This window comes from Micromonospora sp. NPDC051227 (assembly GCF_044455385.1).
Classification (GTDB): Bacteria; Actinomycetota; Actinomycetes; order Mycobacteriales; family Micromonosporaceae; genus Micromonospora.
In genome coordinates this window covers 37,219-49,283 of sequence record NZ_JBITET010000016.1, presented here as the reverse complement: position 1 = coordinate 49,283, position 12,065 = coordinate 37,219, and the positions used below count along the sequence as shown (strand labels likewise).

Here is a 12,065-nt window from a genome sequence, read left to right as displayed (position 1 = left end):
CAGCCGCGCCCTACTCCCGGCGCAGGCATCAGCGTAGGACGATGGGTTGGTCCTCGCAACCGGTTCAGTTAACGGGCCCACAGCCCGGACAGCCGCAACGGCCCACGCGAACGCGGGCCGTCACGGGGCGGTCATCCCCACCACAGGATGTGCGCCACACCCGGCTCTTAACCGGTTAAGAGCGACGGTAGGCAGGTGACCTCGATCCGTCAAGCACCGCGACAGGCGAACCGGACGGGAGGGTTGACCGCCGTGCACCGGGGTATCCCGGGAACGATCCGTCAGCGAGAGGGGATACCAGGATGGTCAGCGTCGGCTACACCCTGATGAGCGAGCAGGCCGGGCCCAAGCAGCTGGTGGACCATGCGGTACGCGCCGAGGCGGCTGGTTTCGACCAACTGGTGATGTCCGACCACTACTACCCCTGGCTGGACTCCCAGGGCCATTCCCCGTACGCCTGGTCGGTGCTCGGCGCGGTCGCCCACGCCACCTCCCGCGCGCAGCTGATGTCGTTCGTGACCTGCCCGATCCGCCGCTACCACCCGGCCGTGGTCGCGCAGAAGGCCAGCACCATCGGCGCGCTTTCGGGCGGCCGTTTCACCCTGGGCCTGGGCGCCGGGGAGAACCTGAACGAGCACGTGGTCGGCGGCTGGCCGCACGTCCAGCAGCGGCACGAGATGTTCGAGGAGGCGTTGCAGATCATCCGGCCGTTGCTCAACGGGGAGACGCTGACCTTCTCCGGCAACCACTTCGACGTGCCCGACGCCTACGTCTGGGACCGCCCGGACCAGCCGGTGCCGATGGCCGTCGCCGCGTCCGGTCGACAGTCCGCGACGCTGGCCGCCGAGTACGGCAACGGCCTCATCTCCACCGAACCCGACCGGCACATCATCGAGATGTACGACGACGCCGGGGGCGCCGGCCAGCCCCGCTACGGCCAGGTGGCCATCTGCTACGGGCCCGACGAGGCGGAGTGCCGCAAGATCGTGCACGACCAGTTCCGCTGGTTCGGAATGGGTTGGAAGGTCAACGCCGACCTGCCCGGCCCGGAGTCCTTCGCCGCCGCCACCCAGTTCGTCCGCGAGGAGGACGTCGCCGAGGGCATCTCCTGCGGCCCGGACGTGGACGCGCACGTCGAGGCGTTCCGCAAGTTCGTCGACGCCGGCTTCACCCACGTGGCGATCATCCAGGTGGGCGGGGAGACCCAGCCGATGTTCCTCGACTGGGCGCAGGAGCAACTGCTCCCCCGGTTGCGTGAGCTGTGAACCGAGGCGCGGCACCCCGGCCGCCCGGGTCGACCCGCCGCAGCGCCGTCGGCCGGTTCGGGCCGGCCGAGCTGCGGCTCGCCATGGCCGCGCCCCGGCCAGCCGGGGGGCTGACCAGCGAGTGGCGGGTCGTCGACGGACTGCGCACCCACACCCGCCGCAGCGCCGACCCGGGGACCGGGGCGCCACCCGTGGTGCTCGTGCACGGCCTGGCGGTCTCGCACCGGTATCTCACCCCGCTGGCCGTCGCGCTCGCCACCACCCATCAGGTGTACGTGCCGGACCTGCCCGGCTTCGGGCTCACCGAACACCCCCGGGGCGCGTACGACGTCCGCCGGCACGCCGACCACCTGGCCGCCTGGCTGGCCGCGTACCAACTGCCGCCGGTCTGCCTGCTGGGGCACTCGTTCGGCGCGGAGGTGGCCGCCGCAGTCGCCGCAACCCACCCCGACGCGGTACGCGCGCTGGTGTTGGCCGGACCGACAAGTGACCCGGCGGCCCGGTCCCGACGGGGCCAGTTCGGTCGTTGGCTGGTGGACAGCCTGCGCGAGGCGCCGCTACAGGCCCCGATCCTGGTGCGGGACGTCTGGAACGCCCGGCCCTGGCGGGTCCTCGCCACGCTGTCGCACTCGGTGCGGAATGCCATCGAGGCGGACCTCGTCCGGGTCAGCGCGCCGACCGCCGTCGTGACCGGCGACCGCGACCCGGTCGTGCCGCAACGATGGCGGGACGAGGCGACGCGGCTGGTGCCGGAGGCGGCCCTGGTGGTCGTTCCCGGTGCCGCGCACAACGTGGTCACGACCGCCCCAACTGCCGTCGCGGATGCGATCCGGCACCTGCTCGCCCCTCATACCGCACTCACGGACAGGTGAACATCATGCGCTTCGGCAACACGGAGATCCGCCCGCTCGGCGGGGGCCTCGGCTGCCTCCTGATGATCCTCTTCTCGATCGTGGCGTCGGTGGTGCTGACCGTCCTGCTGAATCTGGTGCTCTGAGCCCCGGGTGGCACGGTAATCGGCCCGCGCCACGCCCCGGGTGACGCCGGCAGCGCGAACTGACGGGTGGCGTCAGCCGGGAGACAACTCCAGCGTGGCGAGCAGCGGATAGTGGTCGGAGGCGGTGGCCGCCGCGCCGTCGCGGATCACCCGACAGTCGTGCGCCCGCTGCGCCACCGCCGGGCTGCCGAGCAGGTAGTCCAACCGCATGCCGGCGAACTCGGCCCCGCCGAGCCGGGTGGGCACGGTGTGGCCGGTGGCCTCCGGCGCGTCGACGTTGCCCGACGGCCAGAGGTCGACCAGGCCGGCGGCGAGCAGCCGGGCGATCGCGCGGGTGTCCACGGCGCCGCCGGAGCGACGCAGGTGCCGCCGTCGGTAGAGGGCGGGCATGCCGGCCAGCCGGGCGGTGTGGTCGACGGTCGGGTCGAGCGAGTTGAGATCACCGGTGATGAGTGTCAGCTGCCCCTGGTCGCGGCGCATCGCGGCGACCAACCAGTCGACCTCCATCCGCCGCCGGCCCCCGGAGTACGGGTAGAGGTGGGTGCCGAGCACTGTGAACGGGCCGGCGGACGTGGCCACCACGACGCGGGCGGCGGCGTGGTGGAACGGACGGCGCACCGACCCCGCGTCAATGACCCGGTACGGCGGCCGGACCAGCACCGCCACCGGCTGCCCGAAGCAGGACCGGGCCAGGTGGGGAATCATCCCCACCCGGCCCGCCAGGCTGGCCATCAGCCCGTCCCGGTCGAAGCCGCGCAACTCCTGGAGGGCCAGCACGTCCGGTGCCTGCTCGTCGACGACCTGGACCACCTGATCCAGCCGGTCGAGGCCGCCGCGATCCCGGCCGCCGGTGCGGATGTTCCAGGTCATCACCCGCAGCACGACGGCGGCGCCTAGTCGGCTCGGCCGGCGCGTGCCAGCTCGTCGTCGAGGGTGCCCACGTCCTCCGACTCGATGGCCGGTCGATTGCCTTCCTTCAGGTCCTCGTTAGGCCGGATCACCAGGTAGAGCAAGCCGATCCAGAGCGCGGAGAGCAGGATCGCGCCCATGAAGTCGGTCGGGTGGTGCATCCCCCGGTACATCCGGGAGGTGGCCACCCCGACCGGCATGAGCACTGCCAACGCCACGAAGATCCAACGCCACCACCGGTCGGTACGCGGGAAGACGACGAGGGTGATCGCCAGCCAGACGCAGATCGTGGCCGCGATGTGCCCGGACGGGAACGACGAGGTGGGCATCTGCCCGTCCAGGTTCTCCACCGGCGGACGCGGCCGGTCGACCGCGCGGGCCGACGCGAGGAAGAGCGTCAACTCCCCCACCATCGCCAGCGCCACGAAGAGCACCGGGCGCCAGCGCCGCCACACCGCCAGCACCAGCGGGCAGAACACCAGCGAGATCAGCAGGATGGCATGGGTGTCACCGAACTTGCTCCACCACCAGCTGACGTCGGTCAGCACCTCGGTGTGCCGCTCGGCGAACCACTGCGGCACCTGGGTGTCGAGGGTGTCGAAGAAGGTGCCCTTGGCGTGGTAGCTGACGTACGTGCCGAAGCCGTACAGCGCGCCGAACACGATCACCCAGCCGACCAGCAGCTCGGCCACCGCCGAGCGGGGGTGGGCCAGCACGTGTTCCTCGGCCGGGGCGGGGGCGATGTCGTGCCCCGCCTCCGGCTCCAGGCCCTCGGTCAGCGGAGGCACCGGCCGGCCCCGCTCTCGCCGCCACAGTCGGAAGGCGTACGCGGTGACGCCCAGCCAGGCGGCCCCGAGCAGCCAGGCGGCCAGCACGTCGGAGACGAAGTGCACGCCCAGCGCGATCCGGGTCAGCCCGACCAGTGCCACCAGCACACCGAAGCCGACGATGGCCGGCTTGCGCCAGCGGAGTGCCATCGCCGGCAGGAACACCAACAGCAGCGCTCCGTACGCGACGAACGAGCCGAGCGCGTGCCCGCTCGGGAAGCTGTTGCCGGGCGCGCTGGCGATCGGCACGTCCACGACCGGGCGGAGCCGGCCGACGAGCGTCTTCAGTGACGGGTCGAGGATCAGGCCACCGACCCCCGTGATGATCAGGTAGACGGCGAGTCGGGGCTGGCGCCGGATCAGCAGCCCGACCACGGCGATGGTGACCAGCCAGATGAGGATCGGTCGGCCGCCCAGGTCCGTCACCGCCTGGAGCACGGTGACCAGCGCGTGATGCGGGGCGACGAGCCCGTTGAACCACTCGGCGATCCCGTGGTCGACATCCTGCAACGGGCTCCACTGCACCCGGACGAGCAACAACAGCAGCCCGAAGGCCACCCCGGCACCGGTGACGGCCACCAGACCGGCAATGCTCCGTTCGGCGAAATGACCGATCGGACGCCGCGCCACCTCTTTGACCGCGGTCACCCCGCACCTCCCTTGTCGCCTCTGGCGAGGCGCTTTACCCGATCCGCGTCCCTCGTACACGCCGACGCCCCTACAGCGCCGACATGTCACCGGTGTCGTACAGCTCGGCGCGGTCCGGGTCGGGCTCCCACAGGTCCGGTTGGGCGGGCTCCTGCACACCGATGCGCAGCGCCTCCAGTTGGGCGGCGAAGGACAGCCCGCCGAAGAGCGCCATCCCGGTCAGGTTGGCCCAGAGCAGCAGCGCCATCATGCCGGTCAGGGCACCGTAGGTCTGCCCGAAACCGTCACTGAACCGCACGTACGCGGCGAGCAGCAGGCTGGCCAGCCACCACAGCGCCGTGGCGATGCCGGCCCCGAAAAACAGCCAGGACAGGCCGGGCTGGTTGCGGCGCGGGGCGTGTCGGAACAGCACGGCCACGGCGACGACGGTCAGCCCGAGGCTCAGCGGGAAGCGGATCACGTCCCAGATCCCGTTGGCGAGTTCGCCCCACTCGTAGTGTTCGCGGACCGAGTCGCCCATCGCGCCGCCGCCGACCAGGATCAGGAAGCCGGCGAGCGCGGGCAGGCCGGCGGTGACTGCCAGCACGGCGGCCCGCAGGTACTTGCTCAGCGCCGGGCGGTCGCGCTCCACGCCGTAGATGCGGTTGGCACCCCGCTCGATCTGGGCCATCGTGGTGGTGAGCGCGAACAGGCCGGTGAGCAGACCGAGGGTGAGCGCCAGCTCCCCCGCGTCCTCGACGCGTTCGCCCTCGCCGAGCAGCTCGGCGACCATCTGCGAGCTCTGCCCGGGGGTGAGCGCCAGCACGGTGTCGGCGACCACCTGGCCGCCCTCCTCGACGCCCAGCTCGCTGATCAGGCCGGTGAGGGCGATCAGGAAGGGCACCACGGCGAGGCAGAGTTGCAGCGCGAAGGCCCGGGAGTGACTGAACCCGTCGCCGTAGCGGAACCGGATGAACGCGTCCCGCAGCAGGTGCCAGCCACCCTGCCCGCGCAGTGTGTGCCAGGCGTCGTCGGCGGACAGCTCCTCGTCGGCCATCAGCCGGGTCTCCGGCACGATCCTGGTACTACTCACGGCGTGCTTCCTCGATCAGCTGCTCGCCCCGCTCCCCGGCGCCTTGCGCGTCGACGGCCAGGTCCGGGGTGTCCTCGGGCTGGGGGACGCAGAGCCAGAGCGCCTGGGGCCGGATCTCCGCCCGCAGTTGCCGACCCGGGGAGATCAGGTCGCCGTCCAACTCCCGAGGCTGCGGCCGGTTGCTGGTGACCACCACCCGCCGACCCCGGAACACCTCCAGCTGCGGCACCCGGCCGCTGCGGCGGATCACCGCCCAGCCGAGCGCGAGCCAGTGTCGCAGGTTGCGCGGGGTGAGCACTGCGACGTCGAGCCAGCCGTCGTCCGGCTCGGCCTCGGTCAGCAGGGTCACGCCGCCCTGTAGGCGGCCGACGTTGGCGATCAGGACCGAACGGGCCCGGCGGCGCAACGGCGGCCGGTCGTCGATGCGGATCTGCACCCGCATCGGCCGGTCCCGTAGGTGGCGGGCGGCACCCATCACGTACGCCGGCCAGCCGATGCGGGCCTTGGTGGTCTCGTTTGTGGCTTCGAGCATCTGGGCGTCGAAGCCCATGCCGGCCATCACTGTGAAGTACTTGTCCTCGACGGCCCCGACGTCGAGCAGCCGCCGACCGCGTTCGACAGCGATCTCCAGCCCGGCGGCCAGGTCGGTGGAGAGCCCCAGGTTGGCGGCGAGAAGGTTGCCGGTGCCCTGCGGCAGCACGGCGAGGGCGACATCGGTGCCGACCAACCCGCTGACGCAGGACATCACGGTGCCGTCGCCCCCGCAGGCGAAGACCAGGTCGACGCCGGCCTTGAGGGCCTGCTCGGTCTGGCCGCGACCCGGGTCGTCGACGGTCGTCTCGTACCACTGCGGCGCGGGCCAGCCGGCCGCGGTCAGGGCGTCGTCGACGGTACGACGCAACTCGCCGAGATCGTCGACCTTGACCGGGTTGACCACCACTGCGGAGCGCAACCCGCCGTCGCCGCCCGAGGGCCGCCTGTCCTGTCCAGCATCCACGGCGCCAGTGTGCAGCACCCGGACGGCTTCAGCGACCCGGCGACCGGCGCGCGTCGGAAGTGCCACAGACAGGTTTCAACCCGGCCCCACCCGTCAGGCCGCCGCCCGCAGTGCGAGCTCCACCCGCCGGCGCAGATCGTCGAGGTCGACCCCGGACTCGGTGAGCACCAAAGCCCCCAGCCCGTTGCCCTCCCGGAGCACCCCGAGCAGGATGTGCTCGGTGCCGATGTGGTGGTGGCGCAGGCGCAGGGCCTCCCGCAGGGACAGCTCCAGCACCTTCTTCGAGCGGGGCGAGAACGGGCCGCCGAGGTACCGCTTACGCCCCCAGCGGCGGCGCGGCGCCGGCACCGCCTCCCGTAGCGCGTCCGGGCCGAAGGACTGCTCGATGCGGGCAACGATCGCGGCCAGGTCGATGCCGATCTCCCGCAGCGCCGCCGCGTCCGCGTCACCGAGGCCCGCGCCGCCGCTGGCGGTGTGCCGGCGGATGCGTTCGCGCAGGTCGTCGGCGCGTACCCCGGCGTCGGCGAGCACCCGGCTGGCCAGCCCGGCTTCGTCGGCGAGCAGGGCGAGCAGCAGGTGCTCGGTGCCGACCGGGCGCTGGCCTTCGACCCGCGCCTCCTCCAGCGCCCGTCGCACCACGTCGCGCGCCCGGTCGGTGAATCGTTCGAACATCACGCCTCCCAGGATGAGTTGACCGCCGGTCGCCCGGCGTGCTTCTTGTGCACTGCCTGCCGGCTGACCTCGAGCGTGTCGGCGATCTCCTGCCAGGACCAGCCCTGTCGTCGGGCGTTGTCCACCTGGACCACCTCAAGCCGCTCGAGCAGCCGGCGTAGCGCGCGGACGGCGCGCAGCCCGACCCGGGGGTCGGTGCTGCCGGCTGCCGCCGCGAGTTCTGTCGCCTGACTCATGCCGTCAACATACGTTGACAACCTCTTGACTGTCAACCCTGGTTGACGAGCGGCGACCACAGCGGATCGCACCCGCCACCGCGCTCATCCGACTACCCTCGGTCAGGGACAGCTTGGTCGTGCCGGGCGCGACGCCCGGGAGGTGATATCGGATGGCCGCACCCGCCGACGCAGCGGTGCTGGTCGGCCTCGGGTCGGAACTCGACCTTCCGGTCGTCGAAGAGGCCGCGCAGGAGGCCGCCGGACACGGCCGGCCACTGCACCTGCTGCACACCTTCGACTGGCGCGCGGCCTTCGCCGCGGACACCGTCGCCGCGCCCCGCGACCAGGCCGAGGAGCTGATCACCCGCGCCGCCCAGCTCGCCCACCAGACCGAGCCGGGGCTGACCGTACGCGGGGAGATCGTCGAGAGCGCCATGCTGCCCACCCTCATCCGCCGCTCGGAGGCCACCTTCCTGCTGGCCGTCGGCGACAGCGGAATGGCGGGCAGCGGCCAATGTGTTCCGGCCGAGACGACCGCCGTGCAGTTGGCCGCACGGGCCGGCTGCCCCCTGTTGGTGGTCCGGCGTGAGCCGCCGCCGCAGGGCCCGGTGCTGGTGGGAGTGGACGGCTCGCCCAGCTCACACCTCGCCCTCCAGTGGGCCGTGGAGTGCGCGGCCCGCCGGGGCGCCCGACTGCTGGCGCTGCGGGTGGTGGAGTACGACGAGGACACCGACGCGGTCGCCGAGCAGCTCACCGAGGCGCTGGCCCGGCACGTCGACCGCCACAGCGCGGTGCCGACCGAGTGTCGCGTGGTGCGCGGTGACCCCGCCGAGGTGCTGATTGACACCTCCCGCAGCGCGCAGGTGGCGCTGGTCGCCGCCCGCGGCGACGAACCGGGCCGGGCCATGCTGGGCGCGGTCGCCCAGTCCCTGCTGTACCACTCACCGGCCCCGGTCGTCGTCGTCCGCGGCCTGGCCGAGACGCCACTGGCCGGGCCTGGTGCCCGCCCGACGCGGGACCAACGGCCCTGACCCCGGGGCGTCCACGGCGACCAGGCTGAACCCGGACGCCCCACACCTACCCGCGAGAGGCAGCATGATGGACTCCGCTCTCGACGTGCACCGCGCCCTCACCGACGACGAGCTGCGCCGGCTGGACGCCTACTGGCGCGCCGCGAACTACCTCACCGTCGGGCAGATCTACCTGCTGGACAATCCGCTGCTGCGCGAGCCGCTGACCCCCGACGACATCAAACCCCGGCTGCTCGGGCACTGGGGCACCAGCCCCGGCCTCAACCTGATCTACGCCCACCTCAACCGGGTGATCGTGGCGCGTGATCTCAACGCCATGCTGGTCACCGGCCCCGGCCACGGCGGCCCGGCCATCGTGGCCAACACCTGGCTGGAGGGCACCTGGTCGGAGCGCTACCACGACGTGGCCCGCGACGAGGCCGGGATGTCCCGGCTCTTCCGCCAGTTCTCCTTCCCGGGCGGCATCCCCAGCCATGTGGCGGCGGACGTGCCGGGTTCGATCCACGAGGGCGGCGAGCTCGGGTACGCGTTGAGCCACGCCTACGGCGCCGCGTTCGACCACCCGGACCTGCTGGTGGCCTGCGTGATCGGCGACGGCGAGGCGGAGACCGGGCCGCTGGCCGGCAGTTGGCTCTCCGACGTCTTCCTCAACCCGGCGCGCGACGGCGCGGTGCTGCCCATCCTGCACCTCAACGGCTACAAGATCGCCAACCCGACCGTGCTGTCCCGGATCCCCGAGGCCGACCTGCTCGACCTCATGCGCGGATCGGGCTACCAGCCGTACGTGGTGGCCGGTGACGAGCCGGCCCGGGTGCACCGGACCCTCGCCGCGACGCTGGACCGCGTGTTGAACGAGATCGCCGAGATCCAGCGGCGGGCCCGCTCCGGAGGCTTCGTCGAACGTCCCCGCTGGCCGATGATCATTCTGCGGACGCCGAAGGGCTGGACCGGCCCACCTGAGGTCGACGGCACCCAGGTGGAGGGCACCTACCGCGCCCACCAGGTGCCCCTGTCGGGCGTACGCGACAACCCGGCGCACCTGGCCGAGCTGGAGCACTGGCTGCGCAGCTACCGGCCGGAGGAGCTGTTCGACGCCACCGGCGCGCCGGTGGACGAGCTGCTGACGCTGCCGCCGCGCGGTGACCGGCGGATGAGCGCCAACCCGGTCACCAACGGCGGCGTGGTGCTGCGCGACCTGACCCTGCCGGACTTCCGCGACTACGGCGTGGAGGTTCCCGAGCCGGGTACGCCGGTCGCCGGCGCGACCGGGGTGCTCGGCCCGTGGATCCGCGACGTCATCAGCGCCAATCCGGAGACGTTCCGGCTGTTCGGCCCGGACGAGGTCGCGTCCAACCGACTGGGTGCGGCGTTCGAGGTGACCGACCGGGCCTGGGTGGCCGCAACCGTGCCCGGCGACGACCACCTCTCCCCCGACGGGCGAGTCATGGAGGTGCTCTCCGAGCACCTGTGCCAGGGCTGGCTGGAGGGCTACCTGCTGACCGGCCGGCACGGCGTGTTCACCAGCTACGAGGCGTTCATCCACATCGTCGACTCGATGCTCAACCAGCACGCCAAGTGGCTGAAGGTGACCCGGGCCATCCCCTGGCGACAGCCGATCGCCTCGCTGAACTACCTGCTGTCCAGCCACGTCTGGCGGCAGGACCACAACGGCTTCTCGCACCAGGACCCGGGCTTCATCGACCACGTCGTCAACAAGAAGGCCGAGGTGGTGCGGGTCTACCTCCCGCCGGACGCGAACACGCTGCTCGCCACGATGGACCACTGCCTGCGCAGCCGGCACTACATCAACGTCGTGGTGGCCGGTAAGCAGGCGGCGCCGAACTGGCTGACGATGACGGAGGCGATCCAGCACACCCGGCGTGGCCTGGGCATCTGGGAGTGGGCCAGCAACGACGGCGGCACCGAGCCGGACGTGGTGCTCGCCTGCTGCGGAGACGTGCCCACCCTGGAGACGTTGGCCGCCGTCGAGCTGCTGCGCCAGAACCTCCCAACGTTGAAGGTGCGCCTGGTCAACGTGGTCGACCTGATGCGACTCCAGCCGGACACCGAGCACCCACACGGCCTGACCGACAGGGAGTTCGACACCATCTTCACCGAGGACCGGCCCATCATCTTCGCCTACCACGGCTACCCGTGGCTGATCCACCGACTCACCTACCGCCGCACCAACCACGAGAACCTGCACGTGCGCGGATACAAGGAGGAGGGCACCACCACCACTCCGTTCGACATGGTGATGCTCAACGACCTGGACCGCTTCCACCTGGTCATCGACGTCATCGACCGAGTGCCCGGGCTGGCCGCCAGCGCCGCGCACCTGCGCCAACGGATGGTCGACGCCCGACAGGCGGCCCGCGACTACACCCGCCAGTACGGCGAGGACGACCCCCAGGTCGCCGAATGGCGCTGGATCCGCGAGACCGACCCGACCACCCCCTGAAGGAGGACGACGTGCGCGACGCGGAGATCCTGGTCGGCTACGACGGCTCCACCGACGCCTCGGTGGCCCTGAACTGGGCCCTGGAGGAGGCGCGGCACAGTGGCCAGCCGGTGCGGCTGGCGTACGTCTTCGAATGGCTGACCGTGGCCAGTTGGGTCGGGCCGGGCGTGGCCCCCGGCGTGTGGCCGGACGACACCGCCCGCCGGCAGGTCGAGGACCTGGTCCGCAGGGCCGCGGCGGACGCCACCGCGGCAAACCCCGGGCTGCGGATCACCGGCGAGGTGTACGACGGGCCGCCCGCGCTGGTGTTGCAGGAACGCTCGGCGGAGGCCGGGATGCTGGTGCTGGGCAGCCGGGGTCACGGCGGCTTCAGCGGCCTGCTGGCCGGGTCGACGGCGGTCTCGGTCGCCGCGCACGCCCACTGCCCGGTCGTGGTGGTCCGGGACGGGGCCGGCAGCGCCGCGACCGACACGTCGGGCCGCCCGGTGACGGTCGGGGTGGACGGTTCGGAACCGTCGCTGGTGGCGCTCGGCTTCGCGGCCGAACGGGCGGCGCAGCGGCAACTGCCGCTGCGCGTCCTGCACGCCTGGACACAGGGCCCCGGCGGGGCGGCCGGGGTGCCCGACGAGCGGGCCGCCGTGGAGCAGGCGCTGGAGCCATGGCGGCGAACATTCCCCGAGCTGGCGGTGACCGTCGACCTGGAGTCGACGAGCCCGTCGGCGATGCTGATCGAGGCGAGCCGGGACGCGCGGCTCGTCGTGGTCGGCAGCCGCGGCCGGGGTGGGCTGGCCGGCATGCTGCTCGGCTCGGTCAGTCAACAGCTCATCCAACACGCCGCCTGCCCGGTCGCTGTGGTCCGCGAACGCTGACCACAGCGTCATCGTCGCGGCGGCCAGGTCCAGCGGGCGGGCCACAGCGGGCCCAACGACCCGACGGGATCAGGACCTGTGGCCCTGCGGGCACAGCGC

Annotated in this window: 11 protein-coding genes; 5 read left to right on the top strand and 6 right to left on the bottom strand. The window is 72.2% G+C overall.

Annotated features, from left to right (window positions below; translation table 11 throughout):
- The first annotated feature begins 302 nt into the window (after positions 1-302).
- Entirely contained in the window at positions 303-1,265 is a 963-nt protein-coding gene (locus ACIA47_RS28500) for a TIGR03557 family F420-dependent LLM class oxidoreductase (protein ID WP_396711428.1), read from the top strand.
- Positions 1,262-2,137, top strand: a complete 876-nt coding sequence (locus tag ACIA47_RS28495; protein ID WP_396711427.1) for an alpha/beta fold hydrolase — start codon at positions 1,262-1,264, stop codon at positions 2,135-2,137. The genes ACIA47_RS28500 and ACIA47_RS28495 overlap by 4 nt, the downstream gene beginning before the upstream one ends.
- 197 nt (positions 2,138-2,334) lie before the next feature.
- Here ACIA47_RS28495 and ACIA47_RS28490 read toward each other — a convergent pair whose 3' ends face one another.
- The 6 genes from ACIA47_RS28490 to ACIA47_RS28465 all read right to left on the bottom strand — a co-directional run bounded on the left by ACIA47_RS28490 (position 2,335) and on the right by ACIA47_RS28465 (position 7,623).
- Positions 2,335-3,144 carry an endonuclease/exonuclease/phosphatase family protein gene (locus ACIA47_RS28490; RefSeq protein ID WP_396711426.1) on the bottom strand — a complete coding sequence of 270 codons (810 nt, stop codon included), beginning with the start codon at positions 3,142-3,144 and terminating at the stop codon, positions 2,335-2,337.
- Between the two features lie 11 nt (positions 3,145-3,155).
- The gene (locus ACIA47_RS28485; RefSeq protein ID WP_396711425.1) at positions 3,156-4,646 is read right to left on the bottom strand and encodes a phosphatase PAP2 family protein; all 1,491 of its coding nucleotides are present in this window, start codon (positions 4,644-4,646) and stop codon (positions 3,156-3,158) included.
- 70 nt (positions 4,647-4,716) lie between these two features.
- Positions 4,717-5,718, bottom strand: coding sequence for a YihY/virulence factor BrkB family protein (locus tag ACIA47_RS28480; protein WP_396711424.1), 1,002 nt, complete (start codon positions 5,716-5,718; stop codon positions 4,717-4,719).
- Positions 5,711-6,715 carry a diacylglycerol/lipid kinase family protein gene (locus ACIA47_RS28475; RefSeq protein ID WP_396711423.1) on the bottom strand — a complete coding sequence of 335 codons (1,005 nt, stop codon included), beginning with the start codon at positions 6,713-6,715 and terminating at the stop codon, positions 5,711-5,713. Before ACIA47_RS28475 ends, ACIA47_RS28480 begins: the two co-directional genes overlap by 8 nt.
- A gap of 93 nt (positions 6,716-6,808) precedes the next feature.
- Positions 6,809-7,387, bottom strand: a complete 579-nt coding sequence (locus tag ACIA47_RS28470; RefSeq protein ID WP_396711491.1) for a Clp protease N-terminal domain-containing protein — start codon at positions 7,385-7,387, stop codon at positions 6,809-6,811.
- A complete protein-coding gene (locus tag ACIA47_RS28465; RefSeq protein WP_030336062.1) occupies positions 7,387-7,623 on the bottom strand; it encodes an HTH domain-containing protein in 237 nt (78 codons plus the stop codon). Before ACIA47_RS28465 ends, ACIA47_RS28470 begins: the two co-directional genes overlap by 1 nt.
- 152 nt (positions 7,624-7,775) lie before the next feature.
- Here ACIA47_RS28465 and ACIA47_RS28460 point away from each other — a divergent pair, with 152 nt between their 5' ends.
- The 3 genes from ACIA47_RS28460 to ACIA47_RS28450 all read left to right on the top strand — a co-directional run bounded on the left by ACIA47_RS28460 (position 7,776) and on the right by ACIA47_RS28450 (position 11,966).
- A complete protein-coding gene (locus ACIA47_RS28460) occupies positions 7,776-8,636 on the top strand; it encodes a universal stress protein (RefSeq protein ID WP_203126387.1) in 861 nt (286 codons plus the stop codon).
- A gap of 67 nt (positions 8,637-8,703) precedes the next feature.
- Entirely contained in the window at positions 8,704-11,097 is a 2,394-nt protein-coding gene (locus tag ACIA47_RS28455) for a phosphoketolase (protein ID WP_396711490.1), read from the top strand.
- Positions 11,058-11,966: a universal stress protein gene (locus ACIA47_RS28450; protein WP_238411997.1), complete on the top strand. Its 909-nt coding sequence runs from the start codon at positions 11,058-11,060 to the stop codon at positions 11,964-11,966. The genes ACIA47_RS28455 and ACIA47_RS28450 overlap by 40 nt, the downstream gene beginning before the upstream one ends.
- The last annotated feature ends 99 nt before the right edge of the window (positions 11,967-12,065 follow it).